The organism is Moorena sp. SIO2C4 (assembly GCF_010672485.1).
Lineage (GTDB): Bacteria > Cyanobacteriota > Cyanobacteriia > Cyanobacteriales > Coleofasciculaceae > Moorena > Moorena producens.
Genome location: NZ_JAAHGN010000824.1, coordinates 1 through 3,473, shown reverse-complemented (window position 1 = coordinate 3,473; position 3,473 = coordinate 1). Strand labels below are relative to the sequence as shown.

Below are 3,473 nucleotides of genomic sequence, written 5' to 3'. Positions count from 1 at the left end.
TAGAGTACTCTCAAATCGACTAATGATAACAGGGCAAATAATTGATAATCAATCGGGCTTATGGAGAATAAACAGGTTAATTATGGATTTTTGATACTATTGTTTACTTTTTGACTGTAATTTTTAATACAAATTTATAGGCGTTTAACCTGGGGGAAAAGCCCATCAGCCCAAGACTATGAATCCCTGGCAGCAGACGTAAAAGAGATTAAACAAAGGCTTACCTGTTTTATTAAAAAGCTGACGGCTGACGGCTGATAGCTGAATGGTTACCTAACGATTAACCGTTGATAAGTAATTACATGTCACTTCTGTTCTTTTTGTGCTATCTCCAACTCTTTTTGTGCCATATCCAACAATTCTGGTACGGTCACAAACTGGTAACCTTGCTTTCTCAATTCAGTAATAATTACCGGTAAAGCTCGTATCGTCTTGGCACGATTGCCGCCACCATCGTGGAGTAGCACAATTCCTCCCGGTTTCGCTCTGCGGAGAACATTATAGGTCAACCGACGTTGGTTTACCGAGTAATCCTCTGAGTCAGCTGACCATTTTACAATCACGTAATTTTTTTTTCGGGCGTAAGCCACTAAGCCATTGTTCATTATCCCCCCAGGGGGTCTAAACAAAGAGGTCTTAACGTTAATAGTTTTGTAAATCCGTGCTGTGGTATTATCAATTTCCTTAGCAGCTGCTAAGGGATTATGATAGTAATAACTATGGTTCCAACTATGGTTGCCAAGGGCATGACCATGGTCCACAATTTTCTTAAGCTCTTCTGGATATAGATAAACATTTCTCCCTACCACGAAGAAAGTTGCCTTAACATCATATTTTTTAAGGATGTGTAGGACATCGTTAGTCATCTTCGGCCAAGGACCATCGTCAAAGGTCAAGGCAATTACTTTCTGTGGAGTTTTAAGCTCAACGTCCTCGATATATTTTCCCCGAAATTGCGGAGGAACATAGTTAATCTGCTTGCCTCTCTCTTGCTCTGCCCATTTAGCAATACCTTGCTGCAAACCTTTATCTGGCGGCTTAGTTAACGTTTCAACCTTCTTTGAGTCAGTTTGCTGCTGTGGCATTTGCCTAGTGATTAGTGCAGCAATATTTTGGTTAGCCCATCGACTTGTTTTCAAGGTGTAGCCAGCCATACAACTTAGAATAGCAGCAATTATAATCCATGTACTGCGCGACCAGAATAAGCCCTCACGTTTTGCCAAAATTGGTCTCCTTTGCTCCTGCAAAAATACCAGGAAAGTAAATTATCATCTATAACTAACCATCATCTTATATACTGGTGGCTAGCTGTTGCCTAATTGTCTGTTTAATTGTCTGTTTAAGATTAGCGGTCAGCCATCCGGTGACAATTGCTGATAGTAGATATTGACAAGACAATCGGTAACTTCTGCAATACTCATACCATCGGTTTGTACTTCAATAGCATCAGCTGCCTTGCGCAAGGGGGCTACAGCACGGGTGCTGTCCTTCAGGTCGCGCTGTTGAATCTCCTGCTCCAGCTGTTCTAAGCTCACCTCTTGCCCCCGGTTTTTCAGGTCTTGCTGACGGCGACGTGCCCTTTCTTGGACAGAAGCCGTTAAGAATACTTTGACTTCTGCATTGGGAAAGACATGGGTGCCAATGTCACGACCTTCAGCCACTAATCCTCCTTGACGACCCCAGCGCTGCTGTTGTTTGAGTAACTCACGGCGTACTGAACTCAGGGCAGCCACTGTAGACACTTTGGCAGTAACGGACTGTGAGCGAATGACCTGGGTAACTTCTTCTCCATCAACCCACACCTGAATCCCAAACTCTCCCGGTTGATTATTAGTCAGATTAATTGTACACTTACTGACTAATTCTGCGATCGCAAGCTCATCCTCCAAGTCAATACCGGCTTTGAGCACCCGCCATGTCACAGCCCGGTACATGGCACCAGTATCAAGATACATCAATCCTAACTCTTTGGCTACCAAACGGCTAACGGTAGATTTTCCAGCTCCAGCCGGACCATCAATGGCCACAATCGGTTTGCGGTGGGACAGGAGTATATTGTCAATTAAACGAGTTGTACCTAAGTGAACTGCGATCGCTAATAATCCTTGCTCTTCAACCTGTTCGAGGGGAGTGAGAGTAACAGGATGTACTAATTCCACATACTCGACCTGGATATCCTGGGTTCCAGCTAATTCTGACATAACCCTCTCAATCAGATTGATGCGATCGCATAATCCACCTTGAAACGCTTTCTGAGCGCTACGCAACGCTTTATATAGTAATGATGCTTGGGCTTTTTGCTCTGGTGTCAGGTATTGATTGCGAGAACTACAAGCGAGTCCCGACTTTTCCCGCACAATCGGACAAGGAACAATTGTCACTGGTAACTTAAAATCTGCCACCATACACTGGATGATTGCCAACTGTTGGGCATCCTTTTGACCAAAATAGGCTCTGTTTGGTCGTACCAAATTCAACAGCTTGACCACAACAGTTGCCACACCCTGAAAAAAACCAGGACGAGAGACACCACATAGGACAGAAGTCATGGCTTTGGGTGGAACCACTTGAGTCAATTCATCACCCTTGTCCGCAGTGGGCATTGGATTGTCACCATACAACTGATCCACAGTGGGAGCAAAAATTGCATCAACTCCAATCTGTTGGCAAAGTTCTTGATCCTGAGCCAATCCACGGGGGTACTCCTGAAAATCCTCTGTCGGTGCAAACTGAAGAGGATTAACAAAAATACTAACAATCACCAGAGAATTTTCTCGTCTTGCCCGCTCAATTAAGCTTAAGTGACCGCTGTGCAAGGCTCCCATAGTGGTTACTAGACCCACTTCCTTGCCATGACCTTGACGTTCTAAGTAGCAGTGTAATCCAGCAGTTGTTGTAAACAGGTGCATAAGACTCTAGAGTTTAGATCCCTATTGATGTTAGCAACATAGTCCTATATAAATAGAAATCTCCAGGAGTTGCCAAGTAATTCCTGGAGATTTCTATTGGCTAATAACTAATTAATTTAATAAAGAATTTCTATACGCACAGACCCAGTGCCAGACCTTACCAGTCCAATTATTCTGGCAGCTCCTCTGGACAAGTCAATAATCCTACCCCTGACATAAGGTCCACGGTCATTAATCCGCACAATGACAGAGCGACCATTTCTGAGATTAGTCACTTTGACTCTAGTGCCAAACCGCAAAGTACGATGAGCAGCAGTCAGAGCGTATTGATTGAATCTTTCGCCACTAGCAGTGCGCCTGCCATGGAAACCTGAACCATACCAGGAAGCTATCCCCCTTACACTCCATCGCACTCGGCGACGGCTACGCCTTGCAATCGTTGGTACTTTTAGTGGTTGCCATGTCTGTGGTGAAGCAGTGCTTTTTTTGAGAGGAGAAGCTAAGCCGATCAGGATAGCGTTTCCTTGGAGATTAGAATTGGCAGAAGCTCTCTTCTCTTATGAA

General features: G+C 44.3%; 2 protein-coding genes and 1 pseudogene. All 3 read right to left on the bottom strand.

Features of this window, described 5'->3' with window-relative positions:
* Positions 1 to 305: 305 nt before the first annotated feature.
* Positions 306 to 1,223: a polysaccharide deacetylase family protein gene (locus F6K20_RS29775; protein ID WP_229414304.1), complete on the bottom strand. Its 918-nt coding sequence runs from the start codon at positions 1,221 to 1,223 to the stop codon at positions 306 to 308.
* Between the two features lie 129 nt (positions 1,224 to 1,352).
* A complete protein-coding gene (locus F6K20_RS29770; RefSeq protein ID WP_008179603.1) occupies positions 1,353 to 2,909 on the bottom strand; it encodes a bifunctional pantoate--beta-alanine ligase/(d)CMP kinase in 1,557 nt (518 codons plus the stop codon).
* A gap of 116 nt (positions 2,910 to 3,025) precedes the next feature.
* Positions 3,026 to 3,421: pseudogene (locus tag F6K20_RS29765) on the bottom strand (septal ring lytic transglycosylase RlpA family protein); the annotation flags it as partial.
* Positions 3,422 to 3,473: the final 52 nt, after the last annotated feature.